Genomic DNA, 15,466 nt, shown 5'->3' with positions numbered 1-15,466 from the left:
GGTGTGCTGTGCGCATGCCACGCATGACCGCACGCAGCCGCCACGAGGGCCACCGCGCCTCCACCCCGCTGGAGCTGTTCTTCGACCTCTGTTTCGTCGTCGCCGTCGCCCAGGGCGGCGCGCGGCTCGTCCACTCCCTGGCGGAGGGCCACGTGGGCGCGGGCCTCGCGGGTTACGCGGTCGTGTTCTTCGCCATCTGGTGGGCGTGGATGAACTTCACCTGGTTCGCGTCGGCGTACGACACCGACGACGCCCTGTACCGAGTCGTCACCCTCGTCCAGATCACCGGCGTACTGATCCTCGCGGCGGGCGTCCCGCGCGCGTTCGACGGGGACTTCGCCCTCAGCGTCATCGGCTACATCGTGATGCGGCTCGCCCTGACCAGCCAGTGGCTGCGGGCCGCGATGTCCTGCGACGACCGGGCCGAGCGCACGATGTGCCTGCGCTACGCGGCCGGACTCGTGGTGTGCCAAGTGGGCTGGGTGGTGCTGCTGTTCGTCCCCGACGCGGCCCGCAGCTGGCTGTTCCCGCTCCTGGCGATCGCCGAACTGTCCGTCCCCGTGATCGCCGAGCGCGCCCACAGCACGACCTGGCACGCGCACCACATCGCCGAGCGATACGGCCTGTTCACGCTGATCGTGCTCGGCGAGACGGTGTCGGCGGCGACCATCGCCGTACAGGAAGCCCTCGACGAACACGACGAACTCGGCGACCTGCTGCCGCTCGCCGCGGGCGGGCTGCTCATCGTGTTCGCCGCGTGGTGGATCTACTTCGCGGCGCCGATCCACGACCACCTGACCTCCAACCGCCAGGCCTTCGTGTGGGGTTACGGCCATTACGTCGTGCTGGCCGCGGCGGCGGCGATCGGCGCGGGCATGGAGGTCGCGATCGAGCAGACCGTGGGCAAGGCCCACATCTCGGCCAACGCGGCGGCCTCCGCCGTGACGGTCCCGGCCGCGCTGTTCCTCATGACGGTTTGGCTCCTGCACTCCCGCCACTTCAAACGGGGCGCGGCGCAGCAAGTGCTGCTGCCCGTTGCGGCGTTGGCGATCCTGGCGTGCACGTTCGCGGGCCACCTCGCGGTCCCCCTGGCCGGCGCGGTGGCCGCCGCGACGGTGGCGATCGGCTGGACCCTCAACCGCCTCCGCCCCGAGACTCCAGTCACACCCGCCGCCCCCTGACGCGGCACAATGCATCTCATCCAGACTCAGATGGAGAAGGGCTGACGTGAACAATTCCGTTCCCACCGAGTGGGTCAAGTCCACCTACAGCGGTCCCGAAGGCGGCAACTGCCTTGTATGGGCGCCCACTTACGCCGCGATGACCGGCATCGTCCGCGTACGGGACAGCAAGCACGTCCCCCAGAGCGGCGGCCCCACCCTCACCACCTCCCCCGCCGCCTGGACGGCCTTCGTTACCGGGCTCGACGCATAGCCCAACGCTCGGCCCGGCCCCGCAACGTGGTAGGCATGGCGGCGTGATCAACGACTACCTGACCGACGTGCCGGGCTCCGGGTGGGGCACCCGGCCGTTGCCGGGACCGGGCGGCGGGAAGAAGTAACGGCATGTCCCGCTTGCTGCCGTCCTCCGCGTCGGCCGCGGCCTTCGTCCTCCTCATGGCCGGGCTCACCGGATGTGGTGCCTCCAGTCCGCTCGGTCACTGCCTTCCTGGCGGCGCGCCCGGCGTGAAAGCCGCTGACCTCGCGGGGACCTACCAGGGGCGGCACGAGGCGAAAGGCACCGCCATGACGCTCGTGCCCGTCCCCGACCGGAACGGCGGCACCATGACGGTCGAGAACTGGCCCACGGGCGACCACTACCGCGCGGAGCTGGGCGACACCTTCAAGGGGTCGGGCACGTGGGAGGTCGACGAGCCGATGAGCACGCAGCACGGCCCGTTGGTGCACCTGTACTTCACCCGGCCGCACGACTGGATGTCCGGCGACACCGTCGACCTCCTGACGGTCGCGGGGGACTCCACACGGACGGTCCTGTACGAGGACGCCGACCCGGACATCTGCCCCGACTTCCGTCTCGACCGCGCCACATGAGGCTCTGACACGTCAGCTCCTGGGGTCACCGGGGCGAGTCACGTCCACCCCGGTCTCCTGTGACTCGCGGCGGGCGGCGGACGGCTCGCCCCTCTCCTCCTGGTGGCGCGGGTGCGCCCGCACCTCGCGGGACGCCTCGTACCGGGCCGTCTGATCGCCCGCCTCCTCCGCCGCGGCGAGGCGCCGTATGGCCCGGGCGCAGCCGTCGCACCCTTCGACGGGGTCGGCCTGGTACAACCACGCATCAAGGCCCGCCGAGGGCGGCACGGCCCACATCAGCGCTCACCTCCGACGGGGGTGCCGTACATTTCGGCGCGCCGGAGCTCGGCTTCGGTGGGCGGACGCAGGCGGTGCGGGGCCACGGCCCACTCCCGCCCGCCGCCGGGAGGCCGCAGAAACACCGACCCCGCATGTCTGCTGACGATTTCCCCGACCTGACCGGTGTCCATGTCGACCACGTACCGATCACTCTGCATGTCGCTCGCCTCCGCGTTCAGCTCCGCCCCTCGTTCGGGGCGGTTTTTCTTCGCAACCCTCAACTTGCCGTTTTGGTAGCTACGTTGGGAGTGGCCAGGGCTCTAAGAGGGCGAATTAGAGAGGAGCGAGGGCCTGTGACGAGCACACGCTCAGAACCAGAACTCTCCCCAGCATGGTTCCTCGGGCAGGAAGTCCTCCGGCTGCGCCGCGCCCTGGGCTGGTCACAAGCCAAGCTGGCGGACAAGGCGCACATGGCGGTGTCCCGGATCGGGCAGATCGAGAACGCCACGATTCCGGCGACGCTCGACAACGCGCGAGATCTCGACGCGGCGTTCGGGACGGACGGCATCCTTGAACGGCTGATGGTGCTGGTGGAGAACCCGCCGACCATTCCGGATTGGCTCGCCTTGTTCATTGGGCTCGAGGGTCGGGCCGTGAGCATCAGCGAGTACCAACCGATGGCCGTGCCCGGACTACTTCAGACCGAGGCTTACGCCCGAGAGCTGCTGAGCATGGGGCGGTTGGGCCGCATAGGGCATGCGGACGCCATCGACCTTCAGGTTGGGGCGCGTCTGAAGCGGCAGGAGATCATCAATCGGACGCAGCCACCCGCACTGTGGTTCATCGTCGAGGAGTCCCTACTGCGTCGCCCCCTCGGCGGCCCCCTCGTCATGGCGGAACAGTTGGGACACATGGTCACCATGTCCGAGCACCCGGCCGTGAACCTTCAGGTACTCCCTGAATCGATCGGTGCGCACCCCGCCTTGGGCGGATCGCTGACGGTCCTTGCTCTTCCAGAAAGGGCCAACGTTGCTTACCTGGAGGGTTCCTCCAACGGTCAACTCTTCGAGGAAGCACAAGCGGTGGCGCGCTATGGACTGATCTACGATCACCTGCAAGCGCACGCTCTCACGCCCCGTGAGTCGGTCGCACTGCTTCGGCTCGCACAGGAGGACATGATCGAGATGAGCAAAACCCACCCTCAGCACGACCTGACCGGCGCCGACTTCCGCAAGTCGACGCGCAGCAATACCGAAGGGCAATGCGTCGAGGTAGCCCTGAACCTTACGGCCGTGGTGCCTGTGCGCGACTCGAAGTTCAGCGCGGAAGAAAGCCCGGTTATGACAACCTGCTCCGCCGCCTGGGCGGTCTTCGTGGCCGGGCTCAAGGCGTAGCCCGACTCCGTGGCAACGCGTCCGCCCGGCGCCGCGTCGTGGTAGGCATGGCGGCCATGACCACCAACTCCCTCACCGACGTCCCCGGGTTCCGCGTCGGGCACGCCGCCGTCGCGGGGCCGGGTGCCCTGAGCGGGAGCACCGTCGTGCTGGCCCCGCCCGGTGGCGCGGTGGCCGCCGTCGAGGTGCGCGGGGGCGGGCCCGGTACGCGGGAGACCGATGCGCTGGACCCCAAGAACGTGGTCGAGCGCATCGACGCCGTGGTCCTGACCGGCGGCAGCGCCTACGGACTCGACGCGGCGAGCGGCGTGATGGCCTGGCTGGAGGAGCAGGGGCGCGGGGTGCGGGTGGGCCCCGAGCCGTACCAGGTCGTGCCGGTCGTGCCCGCGGCCTGCCTGTTCGACCTGGGGCGCGGCGGCGACTGGAGGGCGCGGCCGGACGCGTCGGTGGGCCGGGCTGCCGCGGTGGCGGCCGGGGCCGCCGGGCTCGGGGTCGCCGAGGGCAATGTGGGGGCCGGGGCCGGCGCGGTGGTCGGCGGGGTCAAGGGCGGGGTCGGCAGCGCGAGCGTGCGGCTGGACTCCGGGGCCACGGTGGCGGCGCTGGCCGTCGTCAACGCCGTCGGCTCGCCCATCGACCCGCACACCGGGGTGCTCTACGGGGAGTACGGGGCCGGCCCGTTGCGCATCCCCGACCCCCGCACCCACGCCGCGGCCCAGGAGCACATCGCGCGCTCCCGCGAGCGCATGGGGCTGCCGCCGCTCAACACGACGCTCGCCGTCGTCGCCACCGACGCCCTCCTCACCCGGCCGCAGGCGCAGAAGCTCGCCGGGACCTCGCACGACGGGCTGGCCCGCGCGATCCGCCCCGTCCACCTGATGCACGACGGGGACAGCGTGTTCGCCCTGGCGTCCGGGGCGCACACGAACCGGAACGCACGCGGCCCGCTGAGCCCCGAGGAGCTGAACGACGTCCTGGCCGCCGGGGCGGACGTCGTGGCGCGGGCGATCGTCCGGGGCGTGCGGGCCGCGGAAAGCATCGAGGGGCCCGGGGGGACATTCCCCTCTTATCGTGATCTGTACGGGAGTTGAGCATGCCCACCGCCCGATTGTGACGGCCGTCACATTCCGCTCTCGCAACCGCGTGGCCCATTTGGGTGCTCTATGCCCGTACTGGATTCAATTCGCAGTACATCACGCAGACATGGAGCAGCCCGTGACACCGCCGGCGTCGGACAACGCAGCGCAGCCTCAGCAGTTCAGCACCCCGCGCACCGCGCGTCCGCATGCCCGGCGTCGTATCCGGCTGATCGCCGGAGCGGCCGGCCTGCTCGTCGGCGCGCTCGCGCTGACCGCCTGCGGCGGTGACGCCAAGGCCAATGACGACGGCAAGAAGGACAAGGGCTCGGACGCCGCGGCCGCCAAGGACGCCTCCACCCTGAAGATCACCATCTCGGCCAAGGACGGCTCCACCAACGCCTCCATCAACGATGTCACCGTCAAGGCGGACGGCGGCAAGCTCTCCGACGTGACGATGACGGAAGCGCAGGGGGGCAAGACCGTGGCCGGCGCGCTCGCCGCCGACGGGCTCTCCTGGAAGCCGACCGGCAAGGTCGAACGCGGCACCCAGTACAAGATCACCGCGAACGGCAAGGACGACAAGGGCCGGCCCGCGACGGAGAACTCGCAGTTCACCACCGTCTCGGCCAAGGACAGCTTCATCGGCACCTACACCCCCGACGACGGCTCCACGGTCGGTGTCGGCATGCCGGTGTCCTTCACCTTCAACAAGGCGATCACCAACAAGAAGGACGTCCTCTCCCACATCACGGTCACCAGCAGCAGCGGCCAGCAGGTCGTCGGCCACTGGTTCAACTCGACCCGCCTGGACTTCCGTCCCGAGGAGTACTGGAAGGCCGGGTCCAAGGTGACGATGAAGATCGACCTGGACAAGGTCGAGGGCGCCAAGGGCATCTACGGCGTGCAGAAGAAGGACGTCTCCTTCACCATCGGCCGCAACCAGGTCTCGACGGTGGACGTGAAGACGCAGAAGATGACCGTCCAGCAGGACGGCAAGACCATCAAGACGATTCCGGTCTCCACCGGAAGCGCCGCCCACCCCACCTACAACGGGCAGATGGTGATCTCGGAGAAGTTCACGCAGACCCGGATGAACGGCGACAGCGTGGGCTTCGGCGGCGAGTACGACATCAAGGACGTGCCGCACGCCATGCGCCTGTCCACCTCCGGCACCTTCATCCACGGCAACTACTGGGGCGACCCCTCGGTGTTCGGCAACGAGGGCACCAGCCACGGCTGTGTCGGCATGCGGGACGTGAAGGGCGCCGCCGGGGACACCTCGGCCAAGTGGATGTTCGACCACAGCCTCATCGGAGACGTCGTCGTGGTGCAGGGCTCGCCCGACAAGACCATCGCCCCGGACAACGGCCTCAACGGCTGGAACCTGTCGTGGGCGCAGTGGACGGCGGACAGCGCCTCCTGACCAACTTCCGTCCCAGCGACGGAACTTCACCGGCCGGTAACCCAAACGTGGGGTGCCGGCCGGAAAAGTTTCGGCCATGCCCCCTGCGCGATCCGTCCTCAAGGGCTACGTTGAGCACCTTCCACGTGACCAACAGCGACGGCCAGGAGAAGCCTTGGTGCTCCATGTGCCCCACCCGCTCGACGGCGAGCGCGGCCCCAGCAACGAGTCGGCCCAGGACCACCTGGCCGCGCTCCTGGGGCGGGCCCTGAACTCCTTCGACCTGCCCGACGAGCTCGTCGAACGCCTCGACTCCGCGATGGCGCACACCACTTCACTGCACTCCTCACTGCACGCGGCGGCGGGCCCGGGCGGCCACCGCCTGAGCCGCGAGACCTACCGGCACTGCTACCTGCTCCTGGACGGCACCACCGTCACCCTGTGGGAGGTGGCCCACCACGACGGCCGTGAGTACGCGCACGAGCTGTACGCCGCCGAGGAGGAGGCCCGCATCGCCGCGGCCCGGCTGCGGCGCACACACCTGCCGTCGGACGCGCCGGACGAGGACTGCTGGGAGGCGGGGCTCGGCCCCGACGCCCTCATGGAGCCGGACCGCGCCGCACCGGGCGCCGGACACCCCCACCCGTACGCCCCCGACAATTCCGCGGACCACGCCCGCCGGCTGCTGCGCCGCGCCGAGAACCGGGACCGGCCGGGGCATCGCACCGCGCTGCGGCTGCGGGCGGCGCACGCGCACTGGATCACCCAGGCGTTCGGCAGCCACTGCCGCGCGGCCGGCCACGAGGCGGCGTTCACGCTGTACGAGCACGCGTTCCTGCTGCTCGACGGCAGCGAGCTGAGCCTGTGGGAGGTCGAGCACACGGCGACCCCGGACGGCCGCCACATGTGCGAGGTGTACGGGAGCGAGCAGGCCGCCAGAACCGCCATGGAGCGCCGGGCGCGCGTGAGTTGAGGGCGCCGGGCGTCATGGCGCAGGAGCGCGGCTCGGCCCGGCACGGCTCGGCGCAACCCGGCGCGGCACGGCTCCGCGCGGCTCCGCTCGGTCAGGAGCTGCGCGGGTCCAGCTGGCGGACCAGGCCCGCGAAGGCGTCCCGCTCGGCCTCGGTGAGGGCCACCGCCTCGTGCGCGGGCGGCCCGGCCTGGCGGCCCACGGCCCGCAGCGGGCGCGCGGCACGCCACTCGGCCCGGCCGGCGCGCTCGCGGCGCAGGACGCGGACCAGTCCGACGACCCAGGCGACACTCGCCGCAGCGAGGACGGAAAGGCCTATCTGCTGAATGATCGTGATGTTCTGAGCCACCCGCCCAGTAGACAACACCCGCCGGGACTTGCGGCAGGGGGTGCGGGGACTTTGGTCCCCAAGTGGTACATGTCACGTCATGACGGCCGAAGGCGCCCGGCGCCCAAGCACCCGGCCACCAAGCACCCGGCCACCAGGCACCCGGCCCGGGGCGCCCGGCCGACAGGCAGCGCCGCGGCGGGACTCCCCGGGTCGCCCGCAACCGCCGCCGGTACCCTGCGAGGCATGAGTGCCTGGCCGCCGGAACTGGAACCGCTGCCCGAGCCCGAGCCCGTGTTCGCGCCCGAGATCACCGAGGCGGACTGCCGCAAGTGCGGCACTCGCGTGGCGGGGCTCGACGGCCGCTACGCGTGCGGCGTCTGCGGGTGGACCAACGACTGGTCCGAGGGGCACCGGCCCCTGCCGAGCGCCGAGGACGATCCCGACTACCCGGGACCCGACGGGCCCGGCAACCGGCTCACCCCCTAGAACGCCGGCGTGGCCGGGGTTCAGGACGCCGGTTCGCTCAGGGGCCGGTCCACGGGGACGGCTTCGGTGACGGTGACCGGGGCGGCGGCGAGGTCGGCGGGCGCGGGCATCACACTGCCGGGGAGCTGGACGGCGGCCGCGCCGTGGGCGACGGCGGCGGCCAGGGCGCGGGGGCCCGCGCCGCCCGCCGTGAGGAACCCGGCGAGCGAGGCGTCACCGGCTCCGACGTCGCTGCGTACGGCGTCGACGGGTGCGTGGGCGAAGTAGGTGCCCAAGGACGTGACGAGGAGCTGACCGTCGGCTCCCAGGGTGGCCAGCACCATGCCCGCCCCCAACTCCCGTAGTTCTTCGGCTGCTTGGACCGCGTCGCCGACGGTGATGAGGGGGCGGCCGACCGCCTGGGCCAGTTCGTGTGCGTTGGGCTTGACGATGTGGGGGCGTGCGCCGAGCGCGGCGATGAGGGCGGGCCCCGAGGTGTCGAGGGCGACCTTGGCGCCGGTGGCCCGGGCGCGCGCGACGAGGTCGGCGTACCACTGCGGGTCCAAGCCGCGCGGCGGGCTTCCGCAGCAGGCGATCCAGTCGGCCGGCCCGGCGTGCTCGCGCACGGCGGCGAGCAGCGACTCGGCCTCGGCGCCGCTCAGTTCGGGTCCGGGCGCGTTGATCTTCGTGAGGGTGCCGTCCGCCTCGACGACCGCGATGTTGGACCGGGTGTGGCCGACGACGGGGACGGTGGCGACGTCGATGCCCTCGGCGCCCAGGAGTTCGGCGACCAGGGCGCCGGTGGTCCCGCCGAGCGGCAGCACGGCGACCGTACGGTGCCCGGCGGCGGAGACGACCCGCGAGACGTTCACACCCTTGCCGCCGGGATCCACGTACTCCCCGGTGGCACGCAGCACCGCGCCGCGCCGCAGGCCGGACACCTCGTAGGTGCGGTCGAGGCTGGGGTTGGGGGTGACGGTGAGGATGTTCATACGGTGATGACGTCGGTGCCCGTGGCCTCGATCGCGGCGACGGCGTCCGGGGCGAGACCGCGGTCGGTGATGAGGACGTCCACGTCGGCGATGTCGGCGAAGCGGGCGAAGTGTTCCTGGCCGTGCTTGGCGGAGTCGGCGAGCAGCACGACGCGGCGGGCGGCGCCGATCGCGGCGCGTTTCACGGCGGCCTCGGCGAGGTCGGGGGTGGTGAGCCCGTGGGTGGCGCAGAACCCGTTGGTGCCGAGGAAGATGACGTCGGCGCGGATCTCGCCGTAGGCGCGCAGGGCCCAGGCGTCCACGGCGGCCCGGGTGCGGTGGCGGATCCGGCCGCCGACGAGGTGCAGGTCGATGGCGGGGTGGTCGGCGAGCCGGGCGGCGACGGGCAGGGCGTGGGTGACGAGGGTAAGACCGCTCTCCAGGGGGAGCTCCGCGGCGAACCGGGCGATGGTCGACCCCGCGTCGAGGATGACGCTGCCCTCGGTGGGGAGTTCGGCCAGGGCGGCGCGGGCGATGCGGTTCTTCTCGTCGGCGGCCGTGGACTCACGCTCGGCGAGGTCGGGTTCGAAGTCGAGCCGCCCGGCCGGGATGGCGCCCCCGTGCACGCGGCGTACCAGGCCGGCCCGGTCGAGTGCCTTCAGGTCGCGCCGTACGGTCTCGGCGGTGACCTGGAAGGTCTCGGCGAGCGAGAGCACGTCCACGCGCCCGCTCTCCCGCGCGATCCGAAGGATCTCCTGCTGCCGCTCCGGTGCGTACACGTGTGGTTACGTCCGTTCCCTGCCCGAACTTGTGGTTGCACAGTCAGGTTACGACCGTGGCTCTTCATGTTCCTCCGGTCCGGGCATCCTGCGGGCACAAACGGGCGTCGGCCCCGGTGATCTTGCCCACGGCGGGCGCCCCCGGACCGGCCCCCGGGGGCGCGATGGAGGGCGCCCGGTGGGTGCCGGACGGCACGAAGGCCCCGCACCTCGCATGGCGAAAGGTGCGGGGCCTCACGGCGTACGGGGGGTGGCTCAGCCGACCGGCTGCGCCTCCTTGACCGGCGCGACCGGCTCACTCTCGTCCGGGGCCGCGCCCTCGACGTGCTGCTGGGGGCGGGCCGGCAGCGCGAACATGATCAGGAAGATCAGCGCGAGGACCCCGGCGACGTACCAGAGCGAGTGCTGGAAGCCGTCCACGAAGGCCTGGTTCAGGCGCGGCGGCGCCAGGTCGTCACCGATCGACCCGAAGAAGACGACGGAGACGAGGCCGAGGCCGAGCGCGTTGCCCATCTGCTGCACGGTGTTGATGAGCCCGGAGGCGGAACCCGAGTGCTCCTTGGGCACCTCCGAGAGCACCGCGTCGGTGAGCGGGGCGACGATCAGGCCCATGCCGAGGCCCATGACGACCAGCGGGAGCGCCATCTGCCAGGAGGCGATGGCCAGGCCGTAGCGGGCGGCCTCCCAGATGTAGATCAGCAGCCCGGCCGCCATCGTCAGGGCGCCCGCCTGGAGGACCTTGCGGCCGAAGCGCGGGACGAGCTTCTGCACGGACAGGCCGGCCGCCACCGAGACCGCGATCGAGAACGGCACGCCGGTCAGGCCCGCCCGCAGGGCGCTCCAGCCGAGCCCCATCTGCATGTAGAGCGTCCACACCAGGAAGAAGATGCCGAGGCCGACGCCGAAGGTGGCCTGCACGGCGATGCCCGCGGCGAAGCTCTTCACCTTGAACAGCGACAGCTCGATCAGCGGGGAGCCGTCACGGGCCGCCTTCATCCGCTCGTACGCGATCAGTCCGCCGAAGACCACGACGCTGCCGGCCATCGAGAGGTAGCCCCACAGCGGCCAGCCGAGCTCGCGGCCCCGGGTCAGCGGGTACAGCAGCATGAGCAGGCCGAGCGTCACCAGGACCACGCCGACCAGGTCGAGCCGCAGGGCCTTGGGGGCCTTGGACTCGCTGATGAACTTGGTGCCGAGGATCAGGCCCGCGATGCCGACCGGCAGGTTGATCAGGAAGATCGGGCGCCATTCCAGACCGAACAGGTTCCACTCGGTGAGCAGCGCGCCGAGCAGCGGCCCGGAGACCGCGCCGAGGCCGACGACCGCCCCGAACAGGCCGAACACCTTGCCGCGCTCGTGGGCCGGGAAGGTGGCGTGGACGATCGAGAGGACCTGCGGCACCATCATGGCGGCCATCGCGCCCTGGAGGATGCGGGAGGCGACCAGCATCTCGGGGTTGGCGGCGAACCCGCACAGCGCGGAGGCGAGCGTGAAGCCGCCGATGCCGAGCAGGAAGAGCTTCTTGCGGCCGTGGATGTCGCCGAGGCGGCCGCCGGTGATCAGGCCCGCGGCGAAGGCGAGCGCGTAACCGGCCGTTATCCACTGGATCGAGGAGAAGCTGGCACCGGTGTCCTTCTGGATGGACGGTATGGCGATGTTGACGATCGTGACGTCGACCAGGTCCATGAAGGCCGCGGTCATCACGATGGCCAGGGCGAACCACCGTCGGCGGTCGGCTGCGGCCAGCGCCGCGGACTCTGGGGTGCTACTGGTCGTGGTGGAAGTCATGAGAAGAAAGTTAGGTCCCCAATAGGTCAGGCTGTGTCCTCATTGGCCGGGCATCCTGGAGGGCATGACCGACACCCCGGCACGGCTGCTGCAACTGCTGTCCCTGCTCCAGACCCCGCGCGAATGGCCCGGCGGCGAGCTCGCCGGCCGGCTCGGGGTCTCCCGGCGCACGGTGCGGCGCGACATCGACCGGCTGCGTGAGCTCGGCTATCCCGTCCAGGCGGCGCGGGGCGCCGAGGGCGGCTACCGGCTCGTCGCGGGCAAGGCGATGCCGCCGCTGGTCCTGGACGACGAGGAGGCGGTGGCGATCGCGGTGGGCCTGCGCGCGGGCGCGGGCCACGCGGTGGACGGTGTGGAGGAGGCTTCGGTGCGGGCCCTGGCCAAGCTGGAGCAGGTCCTGCCCGCGCGGCTGCGCCACCGCGTCGCGAGCCTCCAGGCGGCGACGATGCCGCTGGTCGGGCCCTGGCGCGGGGACGGGGCGACGGTGGACCCCCGCACCCTGACCACGATCGCCTCCGCCGTCACCGGCGAGGAACGGCTGCGGTTCGGCTATGTGTCGGGCGACGGCACCGCCACCAAGCGCCTGGTCGAGCCGTACCGCCTGGTCTCCACGGGCCGCCGCTGGTACCTGGTGGCGTACGACGTGGAGCGCGGCGACTGGCGTACGTTCCGGGTCGACCGGATCGCCGAGCCGTTCGCGACGGGCGCCCGGTTCGCGCCGCGCGAGCTGCCCGAGGCGAACGCGGCGGAGTTCGTACGCGCCTCGATGCAGCGGCTCCAGCCCATTTCGCCCGCCCTCGACCTGGACGTGACCTTCGAGGCTCCGGCCGCGTTCGTGACCGCCCGGCTGCCCAGGACGCTGGGCGCACCCGAGCCGCTGGGCGCGGAGCGCTGCCGGCTGCGCACCTCGTGCAGCGACTCGCTGGAGTGGGTGGCGCTGCGGCTGGCGCTGGTGGACTGCGAGTTCACCGTCAACGGGCCGCCCGCGATGACCGGGTACCTGCACGACCTGGGCGAGCGGCTGACCCGGGCGGCAGCGAGCGGCGGCGTGGAGGACTGAGGGAGCGGAGGACTGGACGGTGAGGGGTCGGGACAGAGAGGGGCCCCGACACCAGGGGGGGAAGGTGCCGGGGCCGGGAGCCCCAGCACCAGGGGGGGGAGGGTGCCGGAGCTCGTCTTTGGGGGGCGGGGCCTAGGCCGCCGCGTCGAAGCCCGTGTCTCGGGCCATCTTCTTCAGTTCGAGCAGTGCGTGCTTCTCGATCTGCCGGATCCGTTCACGGGTCAGCCCGTGTTCCTTACCGACTTCTGTCAGCGTACGCTCCCGACCGTCGTCAATGCCGTAACGCATCTTGATGATCGAGGCGGTTCGCTGGTCGAGCTTGCCGATCAGGTCGTCCAGCTCCTCGCTGCGCAGCAGGGTGAGCACGGACTGCTCGGGCGAAACCGCCGAGGTGTCCTCCAGCAGATCGCCGAACTGGGTCTCACCCTGGTCGTCGACCGGCATGTTGAGGGAGACCGGGTCACGCGCCCAGTCCAGCACGTCACCGACGCGCTCGGGCGTGGAGCCCAGCTCGGTGGCGATCTCCGTGTGCTCCGGGTCGCGGCCGTTCTCCCGGTTGAATTCGCGCTGGACCCGGCGGATGCGGCCCAGCTCCTCCACCAAATGGACGGGGAGGCGGATGGTACGGGACTGGTCGGCGATGGAGCGGGTGATGGCCTGGCGGATCCACCAGGTGGCGTACGTGGAGAACTTGAAGCCCTTGGCGTAGTCGAACTTCTCGACCGCGCGCACCAGGCCCGCGTTGCCCTCCTGGATGAGGTCGAGGAGCGGCAGGCCCGCCCTCGGGTAGCGGCGGGCGACGGCGACGACGAGGCGGAGGTTGGATCGGATGAAGAGGTCCTTGGCGCGCTCTCCTGCGGCGTACAACGCCTCCAGCTCCTCGCGCGAGGCTCCTGCCGCCTTGCTCGACCCCGGCGCGTAAGCGTCCGATGTCGCAGCGCCGTCGAGGATCTGGCGTGCGTACACACCGGCCTCGATGGTCTGCGAGAGCTCGACCTCCTTGGCTGCGTCGAGCAGCGGCGTGCGCGCGATTTCGTCGAGATACATACCGACCAGGTCGCGGTCGGCGATCTCACCGCTGACTGCGCGGACCCTGCTTCCCGACTCGGAACCGCCGGAGGCGGACTGTCGGCGGGCGACGGCGCGGGTTGCCATGCGTGCTCCCTTACTGAGTGGTCGCGACACCCTCCCGGGTGCCCTGCATCCGATGGAAACAACGGCTGGAATCCGGACAGAATTCCCGTCGCGCGCATCCATTTTCGTGATCATGCAGTACCCTGTCCCGTCGCGAGAGGGGGGCACGTGTCGCAGGAACGTACAGAAGTGCAGGTCAGGGCCGGTGCGGAGGCGGACCTCGGGGCTCTTACGGACATTTACAACCACTTCATCCGTGAGACCGCCGTCACATTCGACACGGCCGCCTTCACCGCCGAGCAGCGCCGCCCGTGGCTGCACTCCCACCCTGAAGACGGCCCGCACCGCCTTCTGGTTGCGTACGATGCCCGAATTGTCGGCTCACAGGGTGTGCTGGGCTATGCGACGAGCAGCCCTTTCCGTGCCAAGGCCGCCTACGCGACGTCCGTCGAGGTGAGCGTGTACTGCGCGCCGGACGCGACCGGCCGGGGCATCGGGACCCTGTTGTACCGCTCGCTCTTCGAGGCGCTGGCGGGCGAGGACCTGCACCGCGCGTACGCCGGGATCGCGCTGCCCAACGACGCCTCGGTCCGGCTGCACGAACGCCTCGGCTTCACCCATGTGGGCACCTACCGCGAGGTGGGCCGCAAGTTCGGCCGCTACTGGGACGTGGCCTGGTACGAGAAGGAGCTGGGGCAGCCGTAGCCGCGCGCGGACGTGCCGGCGCCCGGGCGTGCGGGCCCCTCCGTGCGCCGGGGGAGGCTGCAACTCTCCTGCCCCGCACGCCGGTTCAGCCGTACTGCACCGATCGCTTGGCGAGCCCCATCCAGAACCCGTCGATGACGGTGCGCGCCCCGCCGGGCTCGCCCTCGCTCGCGCCCATCGTCACGAACAGCGGGGCGAAGTGTTCGGTGCGGGGGTGGGCGAGGCGCCCCGCGGGGGCCTTGTGCTCGAAGTCGAGCAGCGCGTCGACGTCGGACGCGGCGAGCGCCCGCGCGCCCCAGTCGTCGAACTCGGCCGACCAGCCGGGCACCCGGCCGCCGGGGCTGCGCAGCGCGGCCAGGTTGTGCGTGAAGAACCCGCTGCCGAGGATCAGTACGCCTTCGTCGCGCAGCGGGGCCAGCTTGCGGCCGATGGCGTACAGCTTGCGCGGGTCGAGCGTCGGCAGCGAGATCTGGAGCACCGGGATGTCGGCGGCGGGGAACATCTCCACCAGCGGCACGTACGCGCCGTGGTCGAGCCCGCGGTCGGGGACGTCCTGCACGGGCGTGCCCGGGGCGCGCAGCAGCGCGCGTACGGACGCGGCGAGAGCGGGGGCGCCCGGCGCCGCATACCGCACCTGGTAGTAGTGCTCGGGGAAGCCCCAGAAGTCGTACACGAGCGGCACGGTCTCGGTGGCGCCGAGCGCGAGCGGCGCCTCCTCCCAGTGGGCGGAGACCACGAGGATGGACGTCGGCCGGGGCAGGCCGGCGGACCAGGCCGCCAGCTGGGCGGGCCACAGCGCGTCGTCGGCGAGCGGCGGGGCGCCGTGGGAGACGTACAGGGCGGGCATGCGCTCGGGGCGTGCGACGGTCATGGCGGACTCTCCGGGGCGATCATTGGCCGACCGGGGTGGCGGTGCGACCATTGATTGAAATCTCAAGCGTCTCTCGTCGAGCCTAGGGGGTGTCTGGTGGATCAGGGTCGGTCAGTGTGCGGCGCCTGGTGCGGTGCATCGCAAGGCGCCGGAACGTCGTGATAGCGGAGCTATCGGGGCGTTTCGGCAACGCCGCGAGGTGCCGTGCCAG

At 71.4% G+C, this 15,466-nt stretch carries 18 protein-coding genes; 10 read left to right on the top strand and 8 right to left on the bottom strand.

The features are described from left to right. The first annotated feature begins 14 nt into the window (after positions 1-14). From ACGFW5_RS30240 to ACGFW5_RS30230, 3 genes are all read left to right on the top strand, one after another. Complete coding sequence (locus tag ACGFW5_RS30240) at positions 15-1,181, top strand: low temperature requirement protein A (RefSeq protein ID WP_393837498.1); 1,167 nt, start codon at positions 15-17, stop codon at positions 1,179-1,181. Positions 1,182-1,227: 46 nt separating this feature from the next. Continuing rightward, positions 1,228-1,434 carry a DUF397 domain-containing protein gene (locus tag ACGFW5_RS30235; RefSeq protein ID WP_393837497.1) on the top strand — a complete coding sequence of 69 codons (207 nt, stop codon included), beginning with the start codon at positions 1,228-1,230 and terminating at the stop codon, positions 1,432-1,434. 131 nt (positions 1,435-1,565) lie between these two features. After that, positions 1,566-2,051 (top strand): hypothetical protein, encoded by a 486-nt coding sequence (locus ACGFW5_RS30230; protein WP_393837496.1) that lies wholly within the window; start codon positions 1,566-1,568, stop codon positions 2,049-2,051. 12 nt (positions 2,052-2,063) lie between these two features. Here the strand turns inward: ACGFW5_RS30230 and ACGFW5_RS30225 are convergent, their stop codons facing one another. Together ACGFW5_RS30225 and ACGFW5_RS30220 are read right to left on the bottom strand one after the other, a co-directional pair. Further along, positions 2,064-2,327 carry a hypothetical protein gene (locus ACGFW5_RS30225; RefSeq protein ID WP_393837495.1) on the bottom strand — a complete coding sequence of 88 codons (264 nt, stop codon included), beginning with the start codon at positions 2,325-2,327 and terminating at the stop codon, positions 2,064-2,066. Further along, positions 2,327-2,527, bottom strand: coding sequence for a hypothetical protein (locus ACGFW5_RS30220; RefSeq protein WP_393837494.1), 201 nt, complete (start codon positions 2,525-2,527; stop codon positions 2,327-2,329). The genes ACGFW5_RS30225 and ACGFW5_RS30220 overlap by 1 nt, the downstream gene beginning before the upstream one ends. Before the next feature lie 135 nt (positions 2,528-2,662). Between ACGFW5_RS30220 and ACGFW5_RS30215 the strand changes: the two genes are divergently transcribed. The 4 genes from ACGFW5_RS30215 (at position 2,663) to ACGFW5_RS30200 (ending at position 7,154) form a co-directional block, all read left to right on the top strand. After that, positions 2,663-3,703, top strand: coding sequence for a Scr1 family TA system antitoxin-like transcriptional regulator (locus ACGFW5_RS30215; protein WP_393837493.1), 1,041 nt, complete (start codon positions 2,663-2,665; stop codon positions 3,701-3,703). Positions 3,704-3,759: 56 nt separating this feature from the next. After that, entirely contained in the window at positions 3,760-4,791 is a 1,032-nt protein-coding gene (locus ACGFW5_RS30210; protein ID WP_393837492.1) for a P1 family peptidase, read from the top strand. A 112-nt stretch (positions 4,792-4,903) separates the two neighbouring features. Next, positions 4,904-6,202 carry an Ig-like domain-containing protein gene (locus tag ACGFW5_RS30205; RefSeq protein WP_393837491.1) on the top strand — a complete coding sequence of 433 codons (1,299 nt, stop codon included), beginning with the start codon at positions 4,904-4,906 and terminating at the stop codon, positions 6,200-6,202. 154 nt (positions 6,203-6,356) lie between these two features. Further along, complete coding sequence (locus ACGFW5_RS30200) at positions 6,357-7,154, top strand: DUF6227 family protein (protein WP_393837490.1); 798 nt, start codon at positions 6,357-6,359, stop codon at positions 7,152-7,154. 91 nt (positions 7,155-7,245) lie between these two features. Here ACGFW5_RS30200 and ACGFW5_RS30195 read toward each other — a convergent pair whose 3' ends face one another. Beyond that, positions 7,246-7,500 (bottom strand): hypothetical protein, encoded by a 255-nt coding sequence (locus tag ACGFW5_RS30195; RefSeq protein WP_393837489.1) that lies wholly within the window; start codon positions 7,498-7,500, stop codon positions 7,246-7,248. Positions 7,501-7,725: 225 nt separating this feature from the next. On the opposite strand from ACGFW5_RS30195, the gene ACGFW5_RS30190 reads away from it, so the two are divergent. Further along, positions 7,726-7,968, top strand: a complete 243-nt coding sequence (locus tag ACGFW5_RS30190; protein WP_393837488.1) for a hypothetical protein — start codon at positions 7,726-7,728, stop codon at positions 7,966-7,968. A gap of 20 nt (positions 7,969-7,988) precedes the next feature. On the opposite strand, the gene pfkB is transcribed toward ACGFW5_RS30190, so the two are convergent. The 3 genes from pfkB to ACGFW5_RS30175 form a co-directional block, all read right to left on the bottom strand. Beyond that, positions 7,989-8,939: a 1-phosphofructokinase gene (gene pfkB / locus ACGFW5_RS30185; RefSeq protein ID WP_393837487.1), complete on the bottom strand. Its 951-nt coding sequence runs from the start codon at positions 8,937-8,939 to the stop codon at positions 7,989-7,991. Beyond that, complete coding sequence (locus tag ACGFW5_RS30180) at positions 8,936-9,697, bottom strand: DeoR/GlpR family DNA-binding transcription regulator (RefSeq protein ID WP_393837486.1); 762 nt, start codon at positions 9,695-9,697, stop codon at positions 8,936-8,938. Before ACGFW5_RS30180 ends, pfkB begins: the two co-directional genes overlap by 4 nt. Before the next feature lie 255 nt (positions 9,698-9,952). Beyond that, positions 9,953-11,485 carry an MFS transporter gene (locus ACGFW5_RS30175; RefSeq protein WP_393837485.1) on the bottom strand — a complete coding sequence of 511 codons (1,533 nt, stop codon included), beginning with the start codon at positions 11,483-11,485 and terminating at the stop codon, positions 9,953-9,955. Between the two features lie 64 nt (positions 11,486-11,549). On the opposite strand from ACGFW5_RS30175, the gene ACGFW5_RS30170 reads away from it, so the two are divergent. Next, complete coding sequence (locus tag ACGFW5_RS30170) at positions 11,550-12,545, top strand: helix-turn-helix transcriptional regulator (RefSeq protein WP_393837484.1); 996 nt, start codon at positions 11,550-11,552, stop codon at positions 12,543-12,545. A 132-nt stretch (positions 12,546-12,677) separates the two neighbouring features. On the opposite strand, the gene ACGFW5_RS30165 is transcribed toward ACGFW5_RS30170, so the two are convergent. Then, the gene (locus tag ACGFW5_RS30165) at positions 12,678-13,700 is read right to left on the bottom strand and encodes an RNA polymerase sigma factor RpoD/SigA (protein WP_393837483.1); all 1,023 of its coding nucleotides are present in this window, start codon (positions 13,698-13,700) and stop codon (positions 12,678-12,680) included. 147 nt (positions 13,701-13,847) lie between these two features. On the opposite strand from ACGFW5_RS30165, the gene ACGFW5_RS30160 reads away from it, so the two are divergent. Further along, positions 13,848-14,384 carry a GNAT family N-acetyltransferase gene (locus tag ACGFW5_RS30160; RefSeq protein WP_393837482.1) on the top strand — a complete coding sequence of 179 codons (537 nt, stop codon included), beginning with the start codon at positions 13,848-13,850 and terminating at the stop codon, positions 14,382-14,384. A gap of 85 nt (positions 14,385-14,469) precedes the next feature. Here ACGFW5_RS30160 and ACGFW5_RS30155 read toward each other — a convergent pair whose 3' ends face one another. Next, positions 14,470-15,255, bottom strand: a complete 786-nt coding sequence (locus ACGFW5_RS30155) for a dioxygenase (protein ID WP_393837481.1) — start codon at positions 15,253-15,255, stop codon at positions 14,470-14,472. Positions 15,256-15,466 lie beyond the last annotated feature (211 nt).

Origin of the sequence: Streptomyces sp. NPDC048416 (genome assembly GCF_043200435.1) — a bacterium.
Classification (GTDB): domain Bacteria; phylum Actinomycetota; class Actinomycetes; order Streptomycetales; family Streptomycetaceae; genus Streptomyces.
Note: the sequence above shows the minus strand (reverse complement) of the source record. Positions and strands in the feature narration are given on the sequence as shown.

Excerpts from the sequence above, each read along its gene's own strand:
- ACGFW5_RS30230 (WP_393837496.1), top strand. The coding sequence starts at position 1,566 with ATGTCCCGCTTGCTGCCGTCCTCCGCGTCGGCCGCGGCCTTCGTCCTC.
- ACGFW5_RS30170 (WP_393837484.1), top strand. The coding sequence starts at position 11,550 with ATGACCGACACCCCGGCACGGCTGCTGCAACTGCTGTCCCTGCTCCAG.
- pfkB (WP_393837487.1), bottom strand. The coding sequence starts at position 8,939 with ATGAACATCCTCACCGTCACCCCCAACCCCAGCCTCGACCGCACCTAC.
- ACGFW5_RS30240 (WP_393837498.1), top strand. The coding sequence starts at position 15 with ATGCCACGCATGACCGCACGCAGCCGCCACGAGGGCCACCGCGCCTCC.
- ACGFW5_RS30225 (WP_393837495.1), bottom strand. The coding sequence starts at position 2,327 with ATGTGGGCCGTGCCGCCCTCGGCGGGCCTTGATGCGTGGTTGTACCAG.
- ACGFW5_RS30190 (WP_393837488.1), top strand. The coding sequence starts at position 7,726 with ATGAGTGCCTGGCCGCCGGAACTGGAACCGCTGCCCGAGCCCGAGCCC.
- ACGFW5_RS30210 (WP_393837492.1), top strand. The coding sequence starts at position 3,760 with ATGACCACCAACTCCCTCACCGACGTCCCCGGGTTCCGCGTCGGGCAC.
- ACGFW5_RS30155 (WP_393837481.1), bottom strand. The coding sequence starts at position 15,255 with ATGACCGTCGCACGCCCCGAGCGCATGCCCGCCCTGTACGTCTCCCAC.
- ACGFW5_RS30205 (WP_393837491.1), top strand. The coding sequence starts at position 4,904 with ATGGAGCAGCCCGTGACACCGCCGGCGTCGGACAACGCAGCGCAGCCT.
- ACGFW5_RS30220 (WP_393837494.1), bottom strand. The coding sequence starts at position 2,527 with ATGCAGAGTGATCGGTACGTGGTCGACATGGACACCGGTCAGGTCGGG.
- ACGFW5_RS30165 (WP_393837483.1), bottom strand. The coding sequence starts at position 13,700 with ATGGCAACCCGCGCCGTCGCCCGCCGACAGTCCGCCTCCGGCGGTTCC.
- ACGFW5_RS30175 (WP_393837485.1), bottom strand. The coding sequence starts at position 11,485 with ATGACTTCCACCACGACCAGTAGCACCCCAGAGTCCGCGGCGCTGGCC.